The sequence below is a fragment of the Mycobacterium sp. Root135 genome, from assembly GCF_001426545.1.
GTDB lineage: Bacteria > Actinomycetota > Actinomycetes > Mycobacteriales > Mycobacteriaceae > Mycobacterium.
Genome location: NZ_LMEZ01000006.1, coordinates 724171 through 748072 on the forward strand (window position 1 = coordinate 724171; position 23902 = coordinate 748072).

A 23902-nucleotide genomic window follows, 5' to 3' on the forward strand; every position below is an offset into this window, starting at 1 on the left:
AACGGGTGCCGACGACGGCCTAGTGCGCCGTAACCTCGAACGTCTCGTTGCACACGACGGCGTGCACCGGACCGTCGAACTCGGCCTTGGCCTCGCTGATGACGTCCTCGCGTGACGTCCACGGCGGGATGTGGGTCAGCAGCAGCTCGTGCACGCCCGCCTTGGCGGCCACGCGGCCCGCCTCGGTCCCCGACAGGTGCAGGTTCGGCGGCCGGTCGGCGGCATGCGTCCACGACGCTTCGCAGAGGAAGACGTCGGCGCCGGTGGCCAACTCGATCAGCTCGTCGCAGTAGCCGGTGTCACCGCTGTAGACCAGCGTCGCCCCGGACGGATCGGTGAATCGCATGCCATAGGACTCCGTCGGGTGACACACCAAGCGGGGCAGCACGTTCAACGCACCGATCTGCACCGCTTCCTTGTCCACCCACTGGTGAACGTCGAAGATGTCGGTGAAGTCGTCGATCTCGCGGCCCTCGGGTGAAGACGCCGCACCCAGCCGGGACCAGGTGTCGGCGGGTCCGTACATCAGCGCGCGGCCCTTGGGCGGCGTCGGATGGTAGCGGCGCCAGACGAACAACCCGGGCAGATCCAGGCAGTGGTCGGCGTGCAGATGCGAGAGGAGGACGCTCACGGTCCCGGGGTCGGCGTGCCGCTGCAGCGCTCCCAGCACTCCGCCACCGAAGTCGACGGCGAGCGGTGGAGTGTCTGGCGCGGTGACGAGATACCCCGAAGCAGGCGAATCCGGTCCGGTGACGCTACCGGAACACCCCAGTACGGTGACTCGCACGCCCATCAGCTTGCCATGCCCGATCACCGCGCGACGAAAACATGGGCGCATTTGGTTCCGAGTGTCACGAAGTGGCAGGTACGTGACCTCCGAGCTGGCGTGACGCCGACCGAGACGAGGCGCTCGGCGCGCGGAGAGTGTGGCGAACGCCTCATTTCAGCAAAGCTCCGTGGGGCTCAGAAGGCCGAGCGCGGCAAGGTTCCGGTGGGCCGCTTGGCCCTCGCCCGTCGCTCTGGCCCGGACAGCACGTACGCGGCGAACACCCCGGCGACGCCACCACACAGGTGGCCCTGCCAGGACACCCCGAACGTGCCGGGAAGTGCGCCCCACAGAATGCCGCCGTAGACGAGGAACACCACGATGCCGACGACGATCTGCCATGCGTGCCGGGTGAAGAACCCGAACACGATGAGGAAGGTCAACCAGCCGAAGATGAGGCCCGAGGCGCCGATGTGGTTGGTCTCCACTCCGGCGGGGGCGCCGATGTTGCCGATCAGCCAGGTCCCGAGTCCGCCGAGGATCCACACGATCACTGTTGCGTAGACGAAGCGGGCCATTCCGGCGAGCGACACCAGGAAGCCGAGGACCAGCGCGGGCACCGTGTTCGCGACGAGGTGCGCCCAGTTGGCGTGCAGCAGGGGGGCCCACAGGATTCCCCACAGTCCGTCCACCTCGAGCGGTCGGATGCCGTCTTGCTCGAGGCGGCTGCCGGACACCTGGTCGACGGCCTCGACGACGTAGAGCAGTGCGACGAAGGCCAGGACGGTGGCGCCGCCAACCATCCAGCCGGGTTTCTTCGGGTCCGCCGTAAGACCTGGTCCACTCGTCGCCATTGCCGCCCCTTCCGCTCCCCATCGAGGTTACCGGCGCACGGACGGTGCCCTAGGTGGTGAACGCCCCCGGCAGCAGGTCGCGGTAGCTGGGCACGCCGGCGATCGTCTCCGCGGCCAGCACCGCGGCCATCACCGCGCTGGCCAGGCAGTCGGCGGCGGCCGCCCCGACGCGCGTCGTCAGCTTGGTCTCCGGTGACATTGCGGCGGGGGTGTCCGACGCGGGTGACACCTCGACGGCGCCGGTCGACAGCGCGAAGACGGTGTCCCCGTCGAGCGGCGTGTGCGACGGCCGCATGGTGCGGGCAAGGCCGTCCTGAGCGGCGACGGCCACGCGCTTGCAGGCCGCCTTGCTCAGCGCCGCGTCGGTGGCGACGACGGCGATGGTCGTGTTGAGCGGTGAGAGTTCGGCGTCGCGCTCGGCGAATGCCGCGAGCTGGTCCGCCGGTGGCGGGGTCAGGCCCAGCTCGGCGATGAGGTCGGCCATCCACGGCAGTCCGGTGCGGGGGTCGACGACGTTGCCCGCCGAGTTCACCGCGACGACGGCACCGACGGTGACGCCGAGGTCGTCGAGGGTGACCGACGCCGTGCCGAGCCCGCCCTTCAGCGCGCCTGCCCGGGCGCCGACCCCGGCCCCGACGTTGCCCATCGGTACCTCGACGCCGGCGGCAGCCGCCGCGGCGGCACCGAATTCGGCGGTCGGGCGGCACTGCCACCCGCCGACGGGGAGGTCGAAGATCACCGCGGCAGGCACGATCGGGACCACGCCGCCGTCCATCACGACGCCGCGATCGTGCTGCTCGAGCCATTGCATGACGCCGTCCGCGGCGGCGAGTCCGTAGGCGCTGCCGCCCGTGAGCACGACGGCGTCGACGTAGCGCACGCTGTTGGCGGGGTCGAGCAGGTCGGTTTCCCTGGTGCCGGGAGCGCCGCCACGGACGTCGACGGCACCGGTGGTGCCGGGCGGAACCAGGACGACGGTGGTGCCGCACGCCCAGCCGGCGCCCAAGGTCGCGTCGGGGTCCAGGCGCTGGTGGTTGCCGACCAGGATGCCCGAGACGTCGGTGATCGAGCCCGTCATGTGCGCGTCCCCCAGTGACTTCGGCGCGTTTCCGTTCGCCTGGCGACCGTTTGCGCGCCGAAATCGCGCACTAGCGCTTGCCCATCAGCCCGAGCACCAGGTACTCCTGCAGCACCGTCAGCCACTGGTACACGTCCAGGTGACCGGCCATCGGATGTTCGGCAGGCAGGTGGTCGGGGCCGTCGCTTCCGATCTCGAGCATCGTGCCGAGCGCCAGCCGGACGTCGTTGACGCAGGAGGCCCAGCAGTGCGCGTCCTCCTCGGCGATCTCGAACTTGCCGCCGCCAGCGGGCAAGGTGTCCAACACGCGTTGTCCCGCATGACGTTTCGCTTCGATGATCTCGGGTTCGTGCAGGCTGCGCAGAGCGCTGTTGAGACTCTCCGCGGTGCGGGACCCCGCCGGATGGTCGTGCTGCGGCCGGAAGAAGTCCGGCAGCAACCGCAACATCGTGTCGTCCTCCGGCGGCTGCGAGTGACCCGTCCGCATGCCGGTGAGCTCTTCGAGTTCGTCGGTGGGCGAGGACGTTTCGCGGTCGACGAGCATCTCCATCAGGGAGTTGACCAAGCTTTCGAGCAGTGCCGCCTCGTGGGCGGCCAGGGCAGACCGAAACCGCGCTCCGTCAGCGGTTTCCACACGCTTCCACTTCCGCACGCTGCCGGGCTCAGCGATCTTGCTGCATCGTGGCCCAGAGGCCCGCCGCATGCAGTTTGGTCACGTCGATCTCCATGGACTCCCGACTTCCGGCCGACACCACGGCCTTGCCTTCTTCGTGCACCTGCATCATGAGCTTGGTCGCGTGCGGTTCGCTGTAGCCGAAGAGCTTCTGGAACACGTAGGTCACGTACGACATGAGGTTCACCGGATCGTCCCAGACGAGGGTGACCCAGGGACTCTCGGTGGCCACGTCTTCGTCGGTGGACCGTTCCACGCGAGTCCCTGGCTTGGTTCGCGCCGGGGTAACCATGCCGCCAAGAATAGACACCCGTATCGGTGACGGTCCGAACGGCCACGGTTGGCCTACGGTTGGCACCGTGACTTCCCACGAAGGCGCTCCCAAGGAGTGCGCGGTGACGGCCTTGCTCACCGACAAGTACGAGCTGACGATGCTCGCCGCGGCGCTGCGGGACGGCACGGCCCACCGGCAGACCACGTTCGAGGTCTTCGCCCGCCGACTCCCCAACGGCAGGCGCTACGGCGTCGTCGCCGGGACGGGGCGCTTCCTGGAAGCACTGTCGCGCTTCAGGTTCGACGACGCCGCCCTGGCCCTGGTCGCCGACTTCCTCGACGAGACGACCCTGGCGTACCTGGCCGACTACCGCTTCAGCGGTGACGTCGACGGTTACGCCGAAGGCGAGCTGTACTTCCCCGGCTCCCCCGTGTTGTCACTGCACGGCACGTTCGCCGAGTGCGTCGTGTTGGAGACCTTGGCTCTGTCGATCTTCAACCACGACTCTGCGATCGCGTCGGCGGCGGCCAGGATGGTCAGCGCCGCCGAAGGTCGGCCGCTCATCGAGATGGGGTCCCGGCGCACCCACGAGATGTCGGCCGTCGCCGCGGCGCGCGCCGCCTACGTCGCGGGCTTCACCGGGACGTCGAACCTCGAGGCGCAGCGGCAGTACGGCGTCCCCGCGCTCGGGACCAGCGCACATGCCTTCACCCTGCTGCACACCTCCGCCGACGGACCCGACGAGCAAGCGGCGTTCCGAGCCCAGGTCGAGGCCCTGGGTGTCGGCACCACGCTGCTCATCGACACCTACGACATCACCGCGGGCGTGGCCAACGCGATCGCCGTGGCAGGCCCCGAGTTGGGCGCCGTCCGCATCGACTCCGGCGATCTCGGCGTGCTGGCAAGGCAGGTCCGCGCCCAACTCGACGAGCTGGGCGCACCGAACACCCGCATCGTCGTGACCAGCGACCTCGACGAGTTCGCGATCGCGTCGCTGCGCGCCGAACCCGTCGACTCGTACGGGGTCGGCACCTCGCTGGTCACCGGGTCGGGCTCGCCGACGGCGGGCATGGTCTACAAGCTCGTCGAAGTGGACGGCGTCCCCGTCGCGAAGCGCAGCAGCCACAAGGAGTCCCACGGAGGCCGCAAGCAGGCCTACCGGCTGGCGAAGCCCACCGGCACCGTCGTCGAAGAGGTCGTGCAGATGGCCGACAGCCCCGCGGTCGAAGCCGACGGATTGGTCGCCACCGCACTCGCCCACCCCTTGGTGCGCGCCGGCCGGGTGGTCGCCGACACCGATCTTCAGGCCGCGCGGGCCCGCGTCGCGGCGGGTCTGGTCAGCCTGCCGTGGGACGGGTTGGGGCTTTCCAGCGGCGATCCCGCGATACCGACCCGCATGGTCGACGCGACGCGCCGGGCCTGAGGAGCGATGACGGGCGGGGTCAAGGAGCTGCTGGACAAGGCTGTCACCGCACTCGGCGGTACCGAACGCAGCGGCCAGATCGAGATGGCCGAGGCGGTCGACCACGCCTTCGAGTCCGGCGAGCACCTCGCGGTGCAGGCCGGCACCGGCACCGGTAAGTCGCTGGCCTACCTGGTGCCGTCGATCAAGCAGGCGATGGCGCGGGCCGAGCCGGTGGTGATTTCGACGGCGACCATCGCGTTGCAGCGCCAGCTGTTCGACCGCGACCTGCCGAGGCTGGCCGACGCACTGGCCGGCGAGGTGTCCCGTCGTCCCGAGTTCGCTTTGCTAAAGGGGCGCGGAAACTACTTGTGCCTGAACAAGATTCACAACGGCGCCTCCGACTCCGACGACCTGCCGCAGGACGAGCTGTTCGACGCCGTCGCGACCACCGCGTTGGGTCGGGACGTCAAGCGTCTCATCGAATGGGCGTCGGACACCGAGTCAGGGGACCGCGACGAAGTGGTGCCCGGCGTCGTCGACCGGTCCTGGAGCCAGGTCAGCGTGTCGGCCCGCGAGTGCATCGGGGCCGCCCGGTGCACCTACGGCGCCGACTGCTTCGCCGAGAAGGCCAGGGGCACCGCCGCCACCGCCGACATCGTCGTCACCAACCACGCGCTGCTCGCCATCGACGCGATCTCCGACATCAACGTGCTACCCGAGCACCAACTGCTGGTGGTCGACGAAGCCCACGAACTCGTCGACCGCGTAACCAGCGTGGCCACCGGCGAGCTGTCGGCGACCATGCTCGGCATGGCCGACCGCCGCTCGTCGCGGCTCGTCGACCCCGAGATCGCGGAACGCTTCGAGGCCTCCATCGCGACGTTCACCTCTGCGCTCTACGACACCGAACCCGGCCGCAAGGACGTCTTGGACGACGAGATGACCACCTACCTGACCGCACTGCGGGATTCGGCGGATCGGGTGCGTTCGGCCATCGACACCGCGCCTGCCGACCCGAAGGCGGCGGCGGCCAGAAACGAGGCGGTGACGGCGCTCAACGACGTCAGCGACACCGCGACGCGCATCCTGTCGTCCTACGGTCCGGCGATACCCGACCGCACCGACGTCGTGTGGCTCGACCAGGACGAGGTGCGGGGCAACCGGCGCTCGATCTTGCGGGTCGCCCCGCTGTCGGTGGCAATGCTGTTGCGCAACAGGCTCTTCGAGAAGTCGACGGTGATCCTGACGTCGGCGACGTTGACCATCGGCGGAGCGTTCGACGCGATGGCGCGGTCCTGGGGTCTGGCGGGCGCCGAGGCGCCGAAGTGGAAGGGGGTCGACGTCGGATCGCCCTTCGCCCATGCCAAGTCGGGCATCCTCTACGTCGCCGCCCACCTGCCACCGCCAGGCCGCGACGGCGCCGGCTCGGGCGAACAGCTCGACGAGATCGAGGGCCTCATCACCGCGGCGGGCGGTCGGACGCTGGGCTTGTTCTCGTCGATGCGCGCGGCCAAGGCTGCCGCCGAGGCGATGCGCGAGCGCCTCGACACCCCGGTGCTGTGTCAGGGCGAGGACACCACGATGGCGTTGGTCCGCCGGTTCGCCAAGGACCCCGAGACGACGCTGTTCGGCACGCTGTCGCTGTGGCAGGGCGTCGACGTGCCAGGGCCGTCGCTGTCCTTGGTTCTGATCGACCGAATTCCGTTCCCTCGCCCCGACGATCCCCTCGTCACCGCCCGGCAGCGGGCAATCGCCGCACACGGCGGCAACGGGTTCATGGCGGTGGCCGCCACCCACGCGGCGCTGCTGCTGGCCCAGGGCGCAGGACGGCTGCTGCGCAGCGTCGACGACCGGGGCGTCGTCGCGGTTCTCGACTCGAGGATGGCCACCGCGCGGTACGCCGGCTTCCTTCGCTCCTCACTGCCGCCGTTCTGGGCGACGACCGACACCAGCCAGGTGCGACGGGCGCTGGAACGTCTCCGCGACGCGTAGCCCTGGCACGAAGTTGGGATCGGGGTCACCCGCCCTCTCTACTCTGGCCAGCACGTTCACCAGCGCGCCGTCCCGGCGCCGGAACGGCCAGAAAGGCGGCGTCGATGAAGCGACGACACTTCGCGGGCAGCATGACGGCGTTCGCCGTCGGCACCGTCCTCCTCACGTCGTGCGCGACGACACTGCAGGGCACTCCGGTGTCGGTGTTCGCCAACCCGTTCAGCGTGGCGGGCATGCCCGCGGTGAACGGCCCGACGGGCCTGCGGGACGACGCGGAGGCTCCCTCGCGGGATGTCGAGAACACCGACGGTGGGGACGTCGACGAGCTCGCCGGCAGCGCCGTCAGCGACATCGAGGAGTTCTGGGCCGGGCACTACGCGGAGACGTTCGACGGTGAGTTCGCCCCCGTGGGCGAACTCGTCTCCTGGGACTCCACCGACTATGACGACGAGGCCTACTTCTGCGGGGACGACGTGCTCGGCCTCGTCAACGCCGGCTACTGCCTCGACGAGAACACCATCGGCTGGGACCGCGGTGAACTGTTGCCGCAGTTGCGCGACGCGAACGGCGACATGGCGGTGACCATGGTGCTCGCCCACGAGTACGGACACTCCGTCGCCTACCAGGCCGGTCTGCTGACCGAGGACACGCCGACGCTGGTCGGCGAACAGCAGGCCGACTGCCTGGCCGGGGTGTACATGCGCTCGGTCGCCGAGGGCAGGTCGTCGAGGTTCACTCTGAGCACCGGCGACGGGCTCAACAACCTCCTCGCGGCGATGATCGCGTTCCGCGACCCGCTGCTGACCGAAAGCAACGGCGAGTTCGGCGAGGACGAACACGGCTCCGCATTCGAGAGGGTGTCGGCGTTTCAGTTCGGCTTCACCGACGGCGCCGCCGTCTGCGAGGCAATCGACGTCGACGAGATCAACCAGCGGCGCGGCGACCTTCCCGTGGTGCTCCCCGACGACGAGACCGGCGAGCTGCCCGTGACACGGCAGTCGGTGACGTCGATCGTCGACGCGATGAACGTCGCCTTCGAACCGGCAGACCCCCCGCGGCTCAGCTTCACCGAAACCGATTGCCCGGACGCACGTTCCGGTGGGCCGGCGTCCTACTGCCCGGGAACCAACACCATCACGGTCGACCTACCTGCGCTGGAAGAGCTTGGGGCGCAAAGCATCGACGACGGCGGCGCGGTCTCCGGCGACAACACCGCCTACTCGGTGGTCGTGTCCCGGTTCATGCAGGCGGTCCAGAAGGAACGCGGCGGCGTCGCACTCGACGACGCCAAGGCAGCCCTTCGCACCGCGTGCCTCACCGGTGTCGCGACGGTGAAGATGACCGACAGCATCACCACCACCAACGGTGACACGATCCAGCTCACCGCCGGTGACGTCGACGAGGCGGTCTCGGGCCTCCTCGTCAACGGCGTGGCCGCCAGCGACGTCAACGGCGACTCGGTGCCGTCGGGCTTCTCCCGGATCGACGCCTTCCGCGTTGGCGTCCTCGGTGACGAGAATCGATGCTTCAAGCGCTTTGACTAACAGCGATTTCGGCGCGTTCATCCGCGGTGGGCGCGGATGAACGCGCCCGAGTCGCGCTAGGCGGTGGGCAGGCGCATCACGAAACCCGCCTCCAGCGCCACCCACAGCGCTCCGTCGGGACCGATGGCCAAGCCGTGCGGCTCGCTGCCCGCGGGCAGATCGATGGTGTCGACCTCGCCGTCGGCGCTCAGATGCGCGACCTGATCGGCACCCCACAGGCTGACCCACACCCCGCCGGACGGATCGGCGACCACGGCGTGCGGCTTGCCGGGCAGGTCCAGTTCCTGCATCGCCTCGTTCATCGGGATGCGTCCCACCTTGTCGGCGAGGACAGCGGTGAACCACACGGCGTCGTCATGGGTCCGCGTGATGCCCACCGGACCCGCGTTGGGCGTCGGCAACTTGCGCACCGTGACCTCGCCGCGGTCGAGGCGACCGATGGCGTTGGCCCGGTTCAGCGTGAACCAGAGCGCGTTGTCCGGTCCGGTGGTGATCGTCGACGGCATGCCGCCGGGGACGGCCTCCTCGCTCACTTCGCCGTCGACGTCGATCCGACCGACGACGCCGGTGCCGGTCGCCGTGAACCACAGCGCCCCGTCTGGGCCGGCCGTGATGCCGTACGGCTCACTGCCGCTTCGTAATTCGTAGGACGCGAGGTGGCCGTCGGTGGAGATTCGCCCGATCCGGTCATCGCCGGCCCGGGTGAACCACAGGGCGCCGTCGTGCCCGGCGGTGATGATCGACGGCTTGCTGCCCTCTGCCACCGGATACACCTCGAGCGAACCGTCCGCCCCGACCCGGGCGATGGCGCCGCGGTGCACCAGCGTCACCCACATCGCGCCGTCTGAGCCGGCCGCCAGCGCATACGGCCCGCCGTCGACGGCGACTTCGAAGATGCGACTCATGCGAGCGTGACGAGACCGAGCTCGTCGTCCGCGGCAAGCAGCCGGTGGTGCGGCAACACCCGAACGGTGTACCCGACCCGGCCCGCCACGGGCAGCGGAGTCGTGCTGGAGAAGACGTCGTTGCCGTCGGCCGAACCCGTGTGCGTCATCGGCACGACGAGGGGGTCGACCAGCACGTCGGCCGTGTCCACCCGGCCGACGATCGCCTCCACCACCACCTCGTCGGGCTTCAGGTCGTCGAGGTGCACCGTGGCGGTCAACGTGAGCTCGGACCCGAGCAACGGGGTGTCGGGCAACCCGTAACCGTCGACGTCGGTGATGCGGACGTTCGGCCAGCTGCCACGCGCCCGTTCGCAGAACGCCGCGAGGTCACGGGCCGCGCCGAACGGCACGCCGTCGACCTCCTCGATCGTGCGGTGCAGCGACGCCGCCGCCGGCGCGTAGTACTTCTCGGTGTAGTCGCGCACCATCCGTGACGCCAGCACCTTCGGACCGAGCACCTGCAGCGTGTGACGCACCATCTCCATCCACCGCCGCGGCACGTCGTGCTCGTCGCGCTCGTAGAACTTCGTGGTGACCGACTTCTCCAGCAGGTCGTAGAGCGACGACGCCTCCAGATCGTCGCGGCGCGACTCGTCGGCCAGACCGTCGGCAGTCGCTATCTCCCAACCGTTTTCGCCGTCGTACCACTCGTCCCACCACCCGTCGCGAATCGACAGGTTGAGCCCGCCGTTCAAGGCGCTCTTCATCCCCGACGTGCCGCACGCCTCCAACGGCCGCAGCGGATTGTTCAGCCACACGTCGCAACCCCAGTAGAGGAACCGCGCCATCGACATGTCGTAGTCGGGCAGGAACGCGATCCGGTGCCGCACCTCGGGCCGATCGGCGAACCGGACGATCTCCTGGATCAGCGCCTTGCCACCGTCGTCGGCGGGGTGGGACTTGCCCGCCACGATCAGCTGCACCGGTCGTTCCTCGTCGAGCAGCAGCCTCTCGAGCCGCTCGGGGTCCCGCAGCATCAGTGTCAGCCGCTTGTACGTCGGCACCCGTCGGGCAAAGCCGACGGTCAGCACGTTGGGGTCGAAGGCGTCCGCGATCCAACCGAGTTCGGCCTCCGACGCGCCACGCTCCAACCAGGAGCGCCGCAGGCGACGGCGCACGTCGTCGACCAGCAACCCGCGCAGCTGAGACCGAATCCACCACAGGTGGCCCGTGTCGACCTGCTGCAGCCGCTTCCAGTTGTCGGCCTCGCTCAGCGAGCTGAGATCCTCACTGCCGATCAATTCACGGGCCAGCTCGACCCATTGGGGTGCCGCCCACGTCGGGGCGTGCACTCCGTTGGTGATCGATCCGATCGGCACCTCGTCTTGGTCGAAGCCCGGCCACAGGTCGTTGAACATGCCGCGGCTGACCTTGCCGTGCAGCAGCGACACCCCGTTGGCGCGCTGGGCCAACCGCAGCCCCATGTGGGCCATGTTGAACTTCGCCGGGTCGTCCTCCTCGCCGAACGCCACGATGCGGTCCAGCGGCACGCCGGGCACCAGCTCGGAGCCAGCCTCCGACGCGCCGAAGTACCGCTCGACCATCTCCACCGGGAAGCGGTCGATGCCCGCGGGCACGGGGGTGTGGGTGGTGAACACCGTGCTGGAGCGCACCACGGCCAACGCGGTGTCGAAATCGAGCTCACCGTCGGTGACCAGCTCACGAATTCGCTCGACGCCCAGGAACCCGGCGTGCCCCTCGTTCATGTGGAAGACCTGCGGCTCAGGCAGCCCCTCGACAGCGGTGAACGCGCGAATCGCCCGCACCCCGCCGATGCCGGCGAGCAACTCCTGCTTGATGCGGTGTTCCTGGTCGCCGCCGTAGAGCCGGTCGGTCACCGAGCGCAGCTCGTGCTCGGTCTCCGGAATGTCGGAATCCAAGAGCAGCAAGGGAATTCGACCGACCTGCGCGATCCACACGCGAGCGTTCAACTGTCCGCCGTCGGGCATCGCCAGGCTCACCAGCACCGGATCGCCCGACGCGTCGGTGAGCAGGCGCAGCGGCAACCCCTGCGGATCCAACGACGGGTAGTCCTCGCGCTGCCAACCGTCGGCCGTCAACGATTGGCGAAAATATCCCGATCGGTAGTACAGGCCCACCGCGATGAGCGGCAGCCCCAGGTCGGACGCGGACTTCAGATGGTCACCCGCCAGGATGCCGAGGCCGCCCGAATAGTTCGGCAGCACTTCCGCGACCCCGAATTCCATCGAGAAGTAGGCGATTCCCCGTGGCAACCGAACGCCCGCCGACTCTCGTTCCTGGTACCACATCGGACGGGTCAGGTAGGTGTCCAATTCGGCCGCCAGATGGTCGAGCCGTTCGAGGAACGCCTCGTCGCCAGCAAGCTCGTCGAGGCGCTGCGGGCTGACTCCCCCAAGCACCGCCACCGGGTCTTGTCCGAATTGCTCCCACAGGCCGGAATCGATTGTGGCGAACAGTTCTTGCGTCGGCTTGTCCCATGACCAGCGCAGGTTGACCGACAGTCGCTCAAGCGCCGCAAGACGTTCCGGAAGATGGGCGCGAACGGTGAATCTACGGAGTGCCTTCACGCGGATTCACCCTACCCACCGCAGCACCCCGTTCAAGGTCACCTCGATCGGTCCATCCGGCACATGGGGTTCAGTCGGACACTACGGTGGGTATAGAGCGCGACAAGGTAATCAAGCAGATGACAGCTCGCGGCCGGACCGCGGGCGTAAGGAGCAGTGGTGGCCGGTCGAATCGAGATCGACGACGTCGCACCGGTAGTTTCCAACGGCCGCTATCCGGCCAAGGCCGTGGTCGGTGAGGTAATGCCGATCAAAGCGGTGGTGTGGCGAGAGGGCCACGACGCCGTGTCGGCGACGTTGGTGGTGCGGTACCACGGAAAGACCTACCCACAGCTCGCCGCGGCCCCCCAGGGCCTGGCGAACTCGCACGTCGAAGCTGTGCCCATCGAGGAAGTCGTCGGTGGCTCACAGCGCATCAAGCCCCAGCGGCTGCCGATGGAGCCCGGCGACGAGCCCGACACCTTCCACGGACAGTTCTCCCCCGACGCCGTCGGGCTGTGGACCTACCGCGTGGACGGATGGGGCGATCCCATCGCGACGTGGCGCAAGAACGTCACCGCCAAACTGAACGCCGGCCAGGGTGAGGCCGAATTGAACAACGACCTGCTCATCGGAGCGCAGTTGTTCGAACGCGCGTCCACCGGAGTGCCGAGGCAGGACCGCTACCCGCTGCTGGAGGCCGCGAAGAACCTGCGCACCCCCGGCGACCCGTACACGCGAGCGGGGGCGGCCCTCGCACCCGAGGTGGAGAGGCTGCTGCACGACTATCCGTTGCGCGAGCTGATCACCCGCGGTGAGCAGTACGGCGTGTGGGTGGATCGTCCGCTGGCCCGGTTCAGCGCCTGGTACGAGATCTTCCCGCGTTCGACGGGCGGCTGGGACGGCGACGGCAAGCCCGTACACGGCACGTTCGCGACCGCCAGCAAGACGCTGCCCCGCATCGCGCGGATGGGCTTCGACATCGTGTACCTGCCGCCGATCCACCCGATCGGCAAGGTGCACCGCAAGGGTCGCAACAACAGTGTCACCGCCGCGCCCGACGACGTCGGCTCGCCGTGGGCGATCGGCAGCGACGAGGGTGGGCACGACGCGGTGCACCCCGGCCTCGGCACCATCGAGGACTTCGACGACTTCGTGGCCGAGGCACGCAATCAGGGTCTCGAGGTGGCACTCGACTTGGCCCTGCAGTGCGCCCCGGATCATCCGTGGGCCAAGGACCACCCCGAGTGGTTCACCGTCCTGCCCGACGGGACGATCGCCTACGCCGAGAATCCGCCAAAGAAGTACCAGGACATCTATCCGATCAACTTCGACAACGACCCGGCAGGCATCTACGCCGAGGTCCTTCGCGTCGTCCGGTTCTGGGTGTCGCACGGCGTCAAGGTGTTTCGGGTCGACAACCCGCACACCAAGCCGCCGAACTTCTGGGCGTGGCTCATCGGTGAAGTCAAGAACGACGACCCGGACGTGCTGTTCCTCGCCGAGGCGTTCACCCGTCCGGCACGGTTGTTCGGTTTGGCCAAACTCGGCTACACGCAGTCGTACACGTACTTCACGTGGCGAACGGCCAAGTGGGAGCTGACCGAATTCGGTGAGCAGATCGCCGAACACGCCGACTACGCACGCCAGAGTCTGTGGGTCAACACCCCGGACATCCTGCACGAGATCCTGCAGTACGGCGGCCCCGGCATGTTCGCGATCCGCGCGGCGATGGCCGCGACGATGAGCCCCACCTGGGGTGTGTACTCCGGGTACGAACTGTTCGAGGGCCAGGCCGTCCGCGAGGGCAGTGAGGAATACCTGGATTCGGAGAAGTACGAGCTGCGGCCGCGGGACTTCGACGGTGCACTCGCATCGGGCAACTCGCTCGAACCGTTCCTGACGCGGCTCAACGAGATTCGGAAGGTGCACCCCGCCCTCACCGAGCTGCGCACCATCACGTTCCACGAGATCGACAACGATGCGCTGCTCGCGTACAGCAAGTTCGATCCCATCAGCGGCGACTGCGTGCTGGTGGTGGTGACGCTCAACGCATTTGGCCCGGAAGAGGGCACCATCCGGCTCGACATGGCGGCCCTGGGAATGGCCGACTACGACCGCTTCTGGGTGCGCGACGAGATCACCGGCGACGAATACCAGTGGGGCCAGGCCAATTACGTACGTCTCGAGCCTGGACGTTCCGTCGCCCACATCCTGAACATGCCGCACATACCAACCGACAAGCGGCTCGAGCTGCTGCGGAGGGATTGATTCACATGACAAGTACCAACGACATCACCACCAAGAACCTGCGGCCCGACCCGACGGAGTTGTCCCGCCTGCTGTGGGGCACCCACCACGACCCGCATTCGATCCTCGGCGCGCACGAATACGAGGACCACACCGTCATCCGGGTGTTGCGGCCGAACGCACTCGAGGTCGTCGCCCTCATCGGCAAGGAGCGCTACACCTTCTCCCACGTCGAGGACGCTCTGTTCGCCGTCGTCCTGCCGTTCACCGGGCTGATCGATTACCGACTGCAGGTCAGCTATCCCAACGGCGACGACGACCCGCACGTCCACACGGTGGCCGACCCCTACCGCTTCCTGCCCACCCTTGGCGAGATCGACATGCACCTGTTCTCCGAGGGTCGCCACGAGCGGCTGTGGGAGGCGCTGGGCGCCCACCCGCGGACGTACAGCACGGCCGACGGTCCCGTCAGCGGCGTCTCCTTCGCCGTGTGGGCACCAAATGCCAAGGGCGTCAGCCTGATCGGTGACTTCAACCACTGGAGCGGTAACGACGCGCCCATGCGGACGCTGGGATCCTCCGGGGTGTGGGAACTCTTCTGGCCCGACTTCCCGGCCGACGGCCTGTACAAGTTCCGCGTGCACGGCGCCGACGGCGTCACCACTGAGCGCGCCGACCCGATGGCGTTTGCCACCGAGGTTCCGCCGCTGCGCGCCTCGCGGGTCACCAAGAGCGAATACACGTGGGAAGACGACGACTGGATGGCCGAGCGGGCCATCAAGAACCCGGTCTTCGAACCGATGAGCACCCTTGAGGTGCACCTGATGTCGTGGCGTCCGGGCCTGAGCTACCTCGAACTCGCCGACCAGTTGACCGAGTACGTCGTGGAGCAGGGCTTCACCCACGTGGAGTTGCTTCCCGTGGCCGAGCACCCGTTCGGCGGATCCTGGGGCTACCAGGTCACGTCGTACTACGCGCCGACGTCGCGGTTGGGAACGCCGGACGAATTCCGGTTCCTGGTCGACCGACTGCATCGGGCCGGCATCGGCGTGATCGTCGACTGGGTGCCCGCGCACTTCCCGAAGGACGCGTGGGCGCTGGGACGGTTCGACGGGACGGCCCTCTACGAGCACTCCGATCCCCGCCGTGGCGAGCAACTCGACTGGGGCACATACGTCTTCGACTTCGGTCGCGCCGAGGTGCGTAACTTCCTGGTGGCCAATGCGCTGTATTGGTTGCAGGAGTACCACATCGACGGCCTGCGGGTGGACGCCGTGGCGTCCATGCTCTACCTCGACTACTCGCGGCCCGAGGGCGGCTGGACGCCGAACATCTACGGCGGCCGGGAGAACCTCGAGGCCGTGCAGTTCCTGCAGGAGATGAACGCGACGGTGCACAAGGCCACCCCCGGCATCGTCACCATCGCCGAGGAGTCGACGTCGTGGCCAGGTGTCACCCGTCCGACGAACCTTGGCGGACTTGGCTTTTCGATGAAGTGGAACATGGGCTGGATGAACGACACGCTGGCCTTCATGCAGCGTGATCCGATCCACCGCAGCTTCCACCATCACGAGCTGACATTCTCGCTGCTGTATGCCTTCAGCGAGAACTTCGTCCTGCCGATCAGCCACGACGAGGTCGTGCACGGCAAGGGCACGCTGTGGGGCCGGATGCCGGGCAACGACCACATGAAGGCCGCCGGCGTCCGCAGCCTGCTGGCCTACCAGTGGGCCCACCCCGGCAAGCAGTTGCTGTTCATGGGCCAGGAATTCGGTCAGCGCGCGGAGTGGTCCGAAGAGCGCGGCGTCGACTGGTTCCAGCTCGACGAGCAGGGTTTCTCCGGTGGCATCAAGCGGTTCACCGCCGATGCGAACGAGATCTACAAGACCCGTCGCGCGCTGTTCTCCCGCGATTCCAGCCCCGAGGGCTACTCGTGGATCGACGCCAACGACTCGGCCAACAACGTGCTGAGCTTCATGCGCTTCGGTGACGACGGCTCGATGTTGGCGTGCGTGTTCAACTTCTCGGGTGCCGAACACGGCTCGTACCGGCTGGGGTTGCCGCACACGGGGACGTGGCGCGAGGTGCTCAACACCGACGCGACCATCTACAACGGTGCTGGCGCAGGCAACTTCGGGGCCGTCGAGGCCACGGCGGATCCGTGGCACGGTCGCCCGGCCTCGGCGGAGATGGTGTTGCCGCCGCTCTCCGCGCTCTGGTTCGAGCCGGTCTAACCCCCACCCTCACACGCATCGAGTGTGCTGTGGGATCGCGATTCACACCGGAATCGCGATCTCCCAGCACACTCGATGGCGGGGGGACGTCAGTAGAGGGCGTTGGCCAGGTTCCGCCGACCCGCGATGACCCTCGGGTCGTCCTGCGGGAACAGCTCGAACAGCTCGACCAACCGGGTGCGGACCGCCGTGCGCTCGTCGCCCGCGGTGCGCCGCACCAGCGCGATGAGCCGCTCGAACGCCTCGACGACCAAGTCCTGAGTCACCTCGACGTCAGCCGCCGCAAAGGCCGCCTCGACATCGGTGGGACCGGCGTCGGCGGTCGCGACCGCGTTCTCCGGCTGAGCCGTCGCCCGCTTGAGGAACGCGATCTGCCGCAGTGCATCCTTGGCCTCCGCGTGGTTCGGCTTGGCGTCGAGAATCGCTTGGTACGCGGCGAGAGCCTCGTCGAATTCGGCTTCGTCCCACAGCGATCGCGCCCGCTCGAGCTCCGGGTCGACCTCTTCGGCGTCCCCCGCCTCGCCACCCTCGAGCTTGCCGGCCGTGGCGCTCAGCAGTGAGTCGATCCACCGCCGCAGCTGCTCGGGAGGCTGTACGCCCTCGAAGCTCGAGATCGGCTGACCGCCGGCGACGGCGACGACGGTCGGCACGGCCTGCACGCCGAAGACCTGGGCGACCCGGGGCGTGGTGTCGACGTTGACAGTCGCGAGTGCCCACGTGCCGCCGTCCTTCTTCGCCAGGGCGGCCAGCAGGTCGCCGAGCTGGACGCTGGCGTCGCTGCGGGGTGTCCACAGCAGGACGACGACGGGTATCTGATTGGACCGGGCGAGCACCTCGGTTTCGAGGTTCGCCTCGGTGATGTCGAGACCGTCTGGCGGGGGGCCCGCCGGGGCGTCCCGTGACGGTGGCGGCTGCTTGAGTGCCGATAGATCGAACGCACCCGCCAACGCGGGGCCGACGGAAGGTCGTGGACGAGTCACACGAACAAGTTTGTCACGTCGTTTCGGGGACGGACGGAGCGGCCACGGCGGTGCCTGCTCCATGTCCCCGGTCACTTCGCTCCTGAGCTCCGCGCGGAGCCGTCCGGCCCGTGCGTTCGGCCCACATGAGGAAGATCACACTGCCAAGCGGCACGATGCTCCCCAGCAACGCCAGCAACCACGTCGCAACCGACCACTTGAACGCCAGTCCGACCAGCACCGCGGCCAGCACGAAGGCGATGAAGACCAGCCCGTGCGCCATGCCGAAGATCTTCACGCCGATCTCGGTTCGCGGCGTTCCCACGTACTTGAAGTACATGCCGGTCAGCAGTCCCACCCAGGTGACGGCTTCGGCGAAGGCGATGATTCGGAACCAGCCCGCGGTCCGGTGGCGGTCGATGGTGCTACTCATGGACGCCATTGTGCCTGACCGCGCCGCTGGCTACTACGCTGCGTCGTTGTCGGCTGAGTTCGTTCTCAGGGGCGACGCAGGACCAGGGCGTCACCCTGTCCACCTGCACCGCAGAGGGCGGCGACCGCGTAACCCGATCCCAGGCGGGCCAATTCGAGGGCGGCATGCAGCGTGATCCGCGCCCCGGACATTCCGATGGGGTGACCGATCGCGATGGCACCGCCGCTGGTGTTGACGCGTTCGCCGTCGATGCCGAGCTCCTTGGCCGACGCGAGCGCGACCGCCGCGAACGCCTCGTTGATCTCGATGACGTCGAGCTGCTCGACGGTGATGCCCTCCTTGGCGATCGCCTTCTTGATGGCGTTCGCCGGCTGGCTCTGCAGCGTCGAATCGGGCCCGGCGACCACGCCGTGCGCCCCGATCTCACACAGCCACGTGACTGGGTGCTCAACGGCACCAAGATGTGGATCACCAACNGCACCGCAGCCGCGGCCGTCCCCTTCCCGTTGCCAGGCGCGGTAAAGATGACGTCGAGCTGCTCGACGGTGATGCCCTCCTTGGCGATCGCCTTCTTGATGGCGTTCGCCGGCTGGCTCTGCAGCGTCGAATCGGGCCCGGCGACCACGCCGTGCGCCCCGATCTCACACAGCCACGTCAAGCCCAGTTCCTGCGCCTTGGCCTTGTTCATCACCACGACCGCGCAGGCGCCGTCGGAGATCTGCGACGCCGAACCGGCGGTGATGGTGCCGTCCTTGCGGAAGGCGGGCTTCAACCCGGCCAACGACTCGGCCGTCGTGTTGGCCCGGATGCCTTCGTCCTCGGTGAACTCGATTGGGTCGCCCTTGCGCTGCGGGATCTTCACCGGCACGACCTCGTCGGCGTAGACGCCGTCCTTCCACGCCGCGGCGGCGAGCTGGTGCGACCGCGCCGCCAACTCGTCCTGCTGGGCCCTGGTGAACTGGTCGACGTCGTTGCGCTGCTCGGTCAGGGCACCCATGGGCTGATCGGTGAAGACGTCGTGCAGGCCGTCATAGGCCATGCTGTCGAGCACCTTCACGTCGCCGTACTTGTACCCGGACCGGCTGTCCATCAGCAGGTGGGGCGCCTTGGTCATCGACTCCTGGCCGCCGGCGACGACGACGTCGAATTCACCGGCGCGGATCAACTGGTCGGCCAACGCGATGGCGTCGATGCCGGACAGGCACATCTTGTTGATCGTCAACGACGGCACGTCCCAGCCGATACCGCCGGCGACCGAGGCCTGCCGGGCGGGCATCTGCCCTGCGCCGGCAGTCAGCACCTGACCCATGATCACGTACTCGACCAACGACGCGTCGACGCCGGCCTTCTCCAAGGCCCCGGCGATGGCAATACCGCCAAGATCACTGCCCGAGAAGTCCTTTAGCGAACCCATCAGCTTGCCATGACGGCTGGGTCGCGCTGTTNACCCATGATCACGTACTCGACCAACGACGCGTCGACGCCGGCCTTCTCCAAGGCCCCGGCGATGGCAATACCGCCAAGATCACTGCCCGAGAAGTCCTTTAGCGAACCCATCAGCTTGCCAACCGGCGTGCGGGCTCCAGCAACGATCACCGATGTCGTCATGTCCAACCTCCACGAGCTTCGTATCCAGGACTGTGTGGCCTATCACACTTACGCAATCAATCGGATAAAGGTTACCGTGACTAAATGACAACGGAGCATGTCGGTACACGTCCGGCCCTCGCCAGCGCACTGGTAACGGCCGTCGACCACGTCGGCATCGCCGTCCCCGACCTCGACGTCGCGATCAAGTGGTACCACGACCACCTGGGGATGATCGTGCTGCACGAAGAGGTCAACGACGACCAGGGCATCCGCGAGGCGATGCTGACCGTGCGCGGCGCTCCGAGCGGCAGCACCCAGGTTCAGCTGATGGCTCCGATAGACGAAACGTCGACCATCGCAAAGTTCATCGACAAGCGCGGGCCGGGTCTTCAGCAGTTCGCCTACCGCGTCAGCGACCTCGACGCGCTGTCCGAGCGGTTGCGCGCCGACGGCCTCAGGCTGATCTACGACACGCCGCGTCGCGGTACGGCAAACTCACGGATCAACTTCATCCACCCGAAGGACTCCGGTGGCGTGCTGGTCGAATTGGTCGAACCGGCCGCCGAAGCGCACTGACCGCTACGACCAGGTCCGGGTAGGCCCCCGGTTGGCGCGATTGGCCCAGCACGACGTGTGCCAGTGCCGCCGGTCGTCCAGGGCGTCGTCTCCGCTGTCGGCGGGCCACACCACCACATGCGCGACGCTTGGCCTGATCTCGTGGTCGCAGCCGGGGCACCGATAGGTCTTGACGGCCCTCGACGCGGTGACCGCCCTGACGTCGTAGTCACGTCCGTCCGCCCCGAGTTCCACGCGGCGCGACAGCGCAAACGGAGTCGACGGACGCTGCCGACGAGGTGGGGTGCGCCGCTTGGCCATTCGACCATCCTACGGCGTCAGAACAACCTGAACTCGTTGCTGTCCAGTCCGCGCATCTGATCGTAATCCAAAGTCACACAACGTATCCCGCGGTCAACGGCGAGCGTGCGCGCCTGGGGCTTGATCTGCTGGGCGGCATAGACACCGCTGACGGGCGCGATCACCGTGTCGCGGTTGAGCAGGGTGAGATAGCGAGTGAGTTGCTCGACGCCGTCGATGTCACCGCGACGCTTGATCTCGACGGCCACCGAGCGGCCCAGCTCGTCGCGGCACATCAGGTCGACCGGACCGATCGCCGTCATGTACTCCCGCCGGACCAACGTGTATCCGACACCCAGCAACTCGACGTGTTCGGCAAGCAGCTTCTGCAGATGGGCTTCGACACCGTCCTTCACCAATCCGGGGTCGACGCCCAGTTCGTGGCTGGAGTCGTGCTCGACGTCCTCGACTGTGATGCGAAGCTGCTCGCCCGCCTTGTTCTCCACCACCCAGACGGGACTGTCGCCGCCGTTCTCCTCGACGAGCCAGCACGGCGGGCTCATCCAGTTCAGCGGCTTGTAGGCACGGTCGTCGGCGTGCACGCTGACCGAGCCGTCCGACTTGAACAGCAGCAGCCGCCGCGCGGACGGAAGATGGGCGGTGAGACGGCCGACGTAGTCGACGGTGCACTGGGCAATGACGAGGCGCACCGAACCACCATAGATGGCCGGGTCCGGGTCACTAGGCTGACGCCACGATGACGGAGACGAAGAACGCGGCGCAACGGCTGGGCCGGGTACTGGAGAGGCTGACCAGCCAGAGCGGGCGGGGGTCCACGACACCCGAATACGGATCGTGGGTCCTCGGGCGTGTCTCGGAGAGCCAACTTCGTCGCCGCATCCGCATCCAGGTCATCCTGACGACGTTCGTGGTGATCGCGAACATCATCGGTATGGGGGTCGTGGCGCTCGTCGTCACCGTCGCCTTTCCCACCCCCAACGTCTTCGCCGCGGACGTGCGGTGGATCACCTTCATCGTGGTTCCCGTCTACCTGTTCGGCGCGTTGATCGTCGGGACGTTCTGGGCCACCTACCGGGTGATGAAGAACGTCCGGTGGGCCATCGAAGAGCGCCCACCCACCAAGGCCGATCAGCGCAACACCTTCTTCGCGCCGTGGCGCCTGACGCGCGTGCTGCTGATCCTCTGGGGCATCGGGACCGTCATGCTCACCACGATGTACGGCCTGCACGACACCCAGTTCATTCCAAAGTGGTTGTTGGGCATCAGCTTTCCGGGCATCGTCGTCTCGGCCAGCTGCTACATGTTCACCGAATTCGCCCTGCGTCCGGTCGCAGCACAGGCGCTCGAGGTCGGCCCTCCCCCGCACCGGTTCGCGCCAGGAGTGATGGGACGCATCATGGTGTTCTGGGCGCTCGGGTCGGGCGTTCCCGTGCTGGGCGTCCTGCTCGCGGCCATCTTCTCCCTGACGCTCAAGAATCAGACGCCCACCCAATTCGCCTGGGCCATCGTGGTTCTCGCGCTGTTCGCTTTGATCTTCGGGTTCGTCCTGATGTGGATCCTGTCGTGGCTGACGGCGACTCCGGTGCGGGGCGTGCGTGCCGCTCTGAACCGCGTCGAGCAGGGCAATCTGGAGACCAACCTGGTCGTGTTCGACGGCACCGAGCTCGGTCAGCTGCAGCGGGGCTTCAACTCGATGGTCACCGGGCTGCGCGAGCGGGAGCGGGTGCGTGCCCTGTTCGGCCAGCACGTCGGCCGTGAGGTCGCCGCACTCGCCGAGAAGCAGCAGCCGGAACTCGGAGGCGAAGAACGGCTGGCGGCGGTCATCTTCGTCGACATCATCGGGTCGACGCAGCTGGTGACCAGCCGGCCTGCCGTCGAGGTGGTCGAGCTGCTCAACCGGTTCTTCGCCGTAGTGGTCGACGAGGTGGACCGGCATCACGGCTTGGTCAACAAGTTCGAGGGCGACGCCGTGCTTGCGGTGTTCGGGGCGCCGGTGTCCTTGGAGAACCCCGAGGAGGAGGCGCTCSCCGCCGCCCGCGCGATGGCCGAACGCCTCCGCGTCGAGGTGCCCGAATGTCAGGCGGGCATCGGGGTGGCGGCGGGGCAGGTGGTGGCGGGCAACGTCGGCGCCAAGGATCGGTTCGAGTACACCGTCATCGGGGAACCGGTCAACGAGGCCGCCCGGCTGTGCGAGCTGTCCAAGACGGTCGACGGACACCTCGTCGCCTCGTCGGACACCGTTGCCCGGGCGGGCGACGCCGAAGGCGCGAGGTGGACGTTGGGCGAGACGGTGACGCTGCGCGGTCACGACGAACCGACGCGGCTCGCCGTACCGGTGTAGAAGCCGGGAACGGCGACGCTCAGCAGTTAGTCTCGTGGCATTCCCACTGGTGGGACGCACGATCCGGCTGCCGAGAGGACCACGCCCATGCCGTTGCTCACGCGAGTCCTCGCATCGACGATGGCCATCGTGGGCGGGATCGCGACGATCGCCGTGGCGGCCCCAAGCGCGGCCGATCCGGACATCGACAGTGAATCGGCGGCCGCGGTCATCGACGAACTTCAGGAACAGGGATACAGCGTGATGGTCAACGGCGCACCCGCCGGGGACACGTCACTGCTCGAGACGTGCAGTGTGACGTCGATTCACAACCCGGGTGACCCAACCACGGATCCGACGACGACCACCCCGATCTACGTCGACGTCTCCTGCCCCATCACGCGCTGACCGGCTGGCGTTCGATCCACTTGCGGCCGGCCTTCGCCGCCCGCACCAGCGCCCCGTATTCGCCGAAGTAGTCGGCGACCGCGCCCACCGCGGGCAGCATCCCCAGGTATCGGAAGATCCGTCGCGGCCGTGAGCGCTTGCCCAGTTCGTCGCCGATCGCGCGCAGCTGGCCGGCCACGCGCCACAGCGGCTTCAGGAAGGCCAACGGGGTGCCGTCCATCGGTGACGACTCCGGCTCCGATGCGGCATTGGCGTCGGCAACGTAGTCGTCGGCGTCGACCTCACGCCCGCACATCACTGCCGCGAGCAGCCGTACCTGTTGTCCGTGATCGTCGATGCCGTACTCCCTCGCGACGGCGCACAACACGATTGCCTGGTTGGCGAATCCGAGCGCGTCCTGGATGGGCAACCGGTCGGCCACCGCACCGAGGACTCCGGGGAACGCGACGAGGACGTTGTCCACGGCACCCACGCGGCGCACCCACCAGTTGACCCGGTCGTCGAGGGTCATGTCGGCCCAGGCCTGGGTGCCGGGGACGTCGGCGGTGTTGAGCACCCACGCGAGCGCGTCGAGGGCCCTGTCGACCGAGCCGTCGGAGTCCCCGATTCTGTGGCTGCGGCCCTTCAACCCGAACGGGTCGGCGCGGGACAGCAGGTCGACCACGGGGTTGATGACGCGGACCGCTCGACTCAACGCGCACGCCACGTCGGCGTCGTTGATCACGGCGGTAGGCATGGGAATCAGGGCCATACGGTGATCATTACCCGTTT

General features: G+C 67.9%; 20 protein-coding genes and 3 pseudogenes. 8 read left to right on the forward strand and 15 right to left on the reverse strand.

What is annotated here, in order from left to right; genetic code table 11:
- Positions 1-19: 19 nt before the first annotated feature.
- The 5 genes from ASD37_RS20100 to clpS form a co-directional block, all read right to left on the reverse strand.
- On the reverse strand, positions 20-793 hold the full coding sequence (locus tag ASD37_RS20100; RefSeq protein WP_056555575.1) for a cyclic nucleotide-degrading phosphodiesterase: 774 nt from the start codon (positions 791-793) through the stop codon (positions 20-22).
- Positions 794-963: 170 nt separating this feature from the next.
- Positions 964-1620, reverse strand: coding sequence for a rhomboid family intramembrane serine protease (locus tag ASD37_RS20105; RefSeq protein WP_056555174.1), 657 nt, complete (start codon positions 1618-1620; stop codon positions 964-966).
- Between the two features lie 49 nt (positions 1621-1669).
- Positions 1670-2698, reverse strand: coding sequence for a P1 family peptidase (locus tag ASD37_RS20110; RefSeq protein WP_056555177.1), 1029 nt, complete (start codon positions 2696-2698; stop codon positions 1670-1672).
- A 70-nt stretch (positions 2699-2768) separates the two neighbouring features.
- Entirely contained in the window at positions 2769-3350 is a 582-nt protein-coding gene (locus tag ASD37_RS20115) for a DUF2017 domain-containing protein (protein ID WP_056555181.1), read from the reverse strand.
- A 10-nt stretch (positions 3351-3360) separates the two neighbouring features.
- Positions 3361-3663, reverse strand: a complete 303-nt coding sequence (clpS, locus tag ASD37_RS20120; RefSeq protein WP_056555183.1) for an ATP-dependent Clp protease adapter ClpS — start codon at positions 3661-3663, stop codon at positions 3361-3363.
- Positions 3664-3730: 67 nt separating this feature from the next.
- On the opposite strand from clpS, the gene ASD37_RS20125 reads away from it, so the two are divergent.
- The 3 genes from ASD37_RS20125 (at position 3731) to ASD37_RS20135 (ending at position 8586) form a co-directional block, all read left to right on the forward strand.
- Entirely contained in the window at positions 3731-5068 is a 1338-nt protein-coding gene (locus tag ASD37_RS20125; protein WP_255354922.1) for a nicotinate phosphoribosyltransferase, read from the forward strand.
- A 6-nt stretch (positions 5069-5074) separates the two neighbouring features.
- The gene (locus ASD37_RS20130; RefSeq protein ID WP_056555184.1) at positions 5075-7042 is read left to right on the forward strand and encodes an ATP-dependent DNA helicase; all 1968 of its coding nucleotides are present in this window, start codon (positions 5075-5077) and stop codon (positions 7040-7042) included.
- Positions 7043-7146: 104 nt separating this feature from the next.
- Positions 7147-8586: a neutral zinc metallopeptidase gene (locus tag ASD37_RS20135; RefSeq protein ID WP_056555193.1), complete on the forward strand. Its 1440-nt coding sequence runs from the start codon at positions 7147-7149 to the stop codon at positions 8584-8586.
- 56 nt (positions 8587-8642) lie between these two features.
- Here the strand turns inward: ASD37_RS20135 and ASD37_RS20140 are convergent, their stop codons facing one another.
- Complete coding sequence (locus ASD37_RS20140) at positions 8643-9491, reverse strand: hypothetical protein (RefSeq protein ID WP_056555195.1); 849 nt, start codon at positions 9489-9491, stop codon at positions 8643-8645.
- Positions 9488-12082 carry an alpha-glucan family phosphorylase gene (gene glgP, locus ASD37_RS20145; protein WP_056555196.1) on the reverse strand — a complete coding sequence of 865 codons (2595 nt, stop codon included), beginning with the start codon at positions 12080-12082 and terminating at the stop codon, positions 9488-9490. Before glgP ends, ASD37_RS20140 begins: the two co-directional genes overlap by 4 nt.
- A gap of 159 nt (positions 12083-12241) precedes the next feature.
- Between glgP and ASD37_RS20150 the strand changes: the two genes are divergently transcribed.
- Together ASD37_RS20150 and glgB are read left to right on the forward strand one after the other, a co-directional pair.
- Positions 12242-14332: an alpha-1,4-glucan--maltose-1-phosphate maltosyltransferase gene (locus tag ASD37_RS20150; protein ID WP_156720979.1), complete on the forward strand. Its 2091-nt coding sequence runs from the start codon at positions 12242-12244 to the stop codon at positions 14330-14332.
- A gap of 5 nt (positions 14333-14337) precedes the next feature.
- The gene (gene glgB / locus ASD37_RS20155; RefSeq protein ID WP_056555198.1) at positions 14338-16545 is read left to right on the forward strand and encodes a 1,4-alpha-glucan branching protein GlgB; all 2208 of its coding nucleotides are present in this window, start codon (positions 14338-14340) and stop codon (positions 16543-16545) included.
- Positions 16546-16634: 89 nt separating this feature from the next.
- Here glgB and ASD37_RS20160 read toward each other — a convergent pair whose 3' ends face one another.
- The 5 genes and pseudogenes from ASD37_RS20160 to ASD37_RS20180 all read right to left on the reverse strand — a co-directional run.
- On the reverse strand, positions 16635-17525 hold the full coding sequence (locus tag ASD37_RS20160) for a tetratricopeptide repeat protein (RefSeq protein WP_056555199.1): 891 nt from the start codon (positions 17523-17525) through the stop codon (positions 16635-16637).
- 13 nt (positions 17526-17538) lie between these two features.
- A complete protein-coding gene (locus ASD37_RS20165; RefSeq protein ID WP_156720980.1) occupies positions 17539-17946 on the reverse strand; it encodes a DUF3817 domain-containing protein in 408 nt (135 codons plus the stop codon).
- A gap of 56 nt (positions 17947-18002) precedes the next feature.
- Positions 18003-18413 (reverse strand): annotated as a pseudogene (locus tag ASD37_RS20170) (acetyl-CoA C-acyltransferase); the annotation flags it as partial.
- Between the two features lies 1 nt (position 18414).
- Positions 18415-19351, reverse strand: a pseudogene (locus ASD37_RS20175) (acetyl-CoA C-acyltransferase); the annotation flags it as partial.
- 32 nt (positions 19352-19383) lie between these two features.
- Positions 19384-19545: pseudogene (locus ASD37_RS20180) on the reverse strand (acetyl-CoA C-acyltransferase); the annotation flags it as partial.
- Positions 19546-19629: 84 nt separating this feature from the next.
- On the opposite strand from ASD37_RS20180, the gene mce reads away from it, so the two are divergent.
- Entirely contained in the window at positions 19630-20103 is a 474-nt protein-coding gene (mce, locus tag ASD37_RS20185; protein ID WP_056555208.1) for a methylmalonyl-CoA epimerase, read from the forward strand.
- 3 nt (positions 20104-20106) lie between these two features.
- Here mce and ASD37_RS20190 read toward each other — a convergent pair whose 3' ends face one another.
- Positions 20107-20403: a hypothetical protein gene (locus tag ASD37_RS20190; RefSeq protein ID WP_056555213.1), complete on the reverse strand. Its 297-nt coding sequence runs from the start codon at positions 20401-20403 to the stop codon at positions 20107-20109.
- 17 nt (positions 20404-20420) lie between these two features.
- A complete protein-coding gene (nucS, locus tag ASD37_RS20195; RefSeq protein WP_056555216.1) occupies positions 20421-21092 on the reverse strand; it encodes an endonuclease NucS in 672 nt (223 codons plus the stop codon).
- Positions 21093-21139: 47 nt separating this feature from the next.
- Between nucS and ASD37_RS20200 the strand changes: the two genes are divergently transcribed.
- Both ASD37_RS20200 and ASD37_RS20205 read left to right on the forward strand, forming a co-directional pair.
- On the forward strand, positions 21140-22744 hold the full coding sequence (locus ASD37_RS20200) for an adenylate/guanylate cyclase domain-containing protein (protein WP_056555219.1): 1605 nt from the start codon (positions 21140-21142) through the stop codon (positions 22742-22744).
- 87 nt (positions 22745-22831) lie between these two features.
- The gene (locus ASD37_RS20205) at positions 22832-23131 is read left to right on the forward strand and encodes a hypothetical protein (protein WP_056555222.1); all 300 of its coding nucleotides are present in this window, start codon (positions 22832-22834) and stop codon (positions 23129-23131) included.
- On the opposite strand, the gene ASD37_RS20210 is transcribed toward ASD37_RS20205, so the two are convergent.
- The gene (locus ASD37_RS20210) at positions 23121-23882 is read right to left on the reverse strand and encodes a hypothetical protein (protein ID WP_056555225.1); all 762 of its coding nucleotides are present in this window, start codon (positions 23880-23882) and stop codon (positions 23121-23123) included. The genes ASD37_RS20205 and ASD37_RS20210 overlap by 11 nt on opposite strands.
- Between the last annotated feature and the right edge of the window lie 20 nt (positions 23883-23902).

Bases quoted from the DNA above. Each gene is read 5' to 3' on its own strand.
- ASD37_RS20205 (WP_056555222.1), top strand. From the start codon at position 22,832: ATGCCGTTGCTCACGCGAGTCCTCGCATCGACGATGGCCATCGTGGGC.
- ASD37_RS20135 (WP_056555193.1), top strand. From the start codon at position 7,147: ATGAAGCGACGACACTTCGCGGGCAGCATGACGGCGTTCGCCGTCGGC.
- ASD37_RS20210 (WP_056555225.1), bottom strand. From the start codon at position 23,882: ATGGCCCTGATTCCCATGCCTACCGCCGTGATCAACGACGCCGACGTG.
- ASD37_RS20105 (WP_056555174.1), bottom strand. From the start codon at position 1,620: ATGGCGACGAGTGGACCAGGTCTTACGGCGGACCCGAAGAAACCCGGC.
- ASD37_RS20100 (WP_056555575.1), bottom strand. From the start codon at position 793: ATGGGCGTGCGAGTCACCGTACTGGGGTGTTCCGGTAGCGTCACCGGA.
- ASD37_RS20130 (WP_056555184.1), top strand. From the start codon at position 5,075: ATGACGGGCGGGGTCAAGGAGCTGCTGGACAAGGCTGTCACCGCACTC.
- mce (WP_056555208.1), top strand. From the start codon at position 19,630: ATGACAACGGAGCATGTCGGTACACGTCCGGCCCTCGCCAGCGCACTG.
- ASD37_RS20190 (WP_056555213.1), bottom strand. From the start codon at position 20,403: ATGGCCAAGCGGCGCACCCCACCTCGTCGGCAGCGTCCGTCGACTCCG.
- ASD37_RS20140 (WP_056555195.1), bottom strand. From the start codon at position 9,491: ATGAGTCGCATCTTCGAAGTCGCCGTCGACGGCGGGCCGTATGCGCTG.
- glgB (WP_056555198.1), top strand. From the start codon at position 14,338: ATGACAAGTACCAACGACATCACCACCAAGAACCTGCGGCCCGACCCG.
- ASD37_RS20165 (WP_156720980.1), bottom strand. From the start codon at position 17,946: ATGGCGTCCATGAGTAGCACCATCGACCGCCACCGGACCGCGGGCTGG.
- clpS (WP_056555183.1), bottom strand. From the start codon at position 3,663: ATGGTTACCCCGGCGCGAACCAAGCCAGGGACTCGCGTGGAACGGTCC.
- ASD37_RS20110 (WP_056555177.1), bottom strand. From the start codon at position 2,698: ATGACGGGCTCGATCACCGACGTCTCGGGCATCCTGGTCGGCAACCAC.